The following is a 205-nucleotide window of genomic DNA, read 5'->3' on the forward strand; positions in this document are numbered from 1 at the left end:
CGGGTCCTTCTCCTCGAGGGTGAGGAGCTCACGAGCAGCCTTACGGATACGAGCGAGCGTGTATTTGACGCGCCATACTTCACGCTTGTTGCGGAGACCGTACTCTCCGATGATCTTCAACTCTTGGTCAAGACGTGCCTTTTCAAAAGGACGACGAGGTGTCACGTACGTCTTTGAAAATACCGACGGTACTCTGTTGTTCACC

The 205-nt window shown here is 53.2% G+C and carries 1 protein-coding gene; it reads right to left on the reverse strand.

Annotated features, from left to right (window positions below; genetic code table 11):
• Positions 1-204 (reverse strand): hypothetical protein (locus F0U44_RS24395; RefSeq protein ID WP_223163829.1); only part of this gene is annotated, 204 nt, incomplete at its 3' end.
• Position 205 lies beyond the last annotated feature (1 nt).

Source organism: Nocardioides humilatus (assembly GCF_008373755.1).
Classification (GTDB): domain Bacteria; phylum Actinomycetota; class Actinomycetes; order Propionibacteriales; family Nocardioidaceae; genus Nocardioides; species Nocardioides humilatus.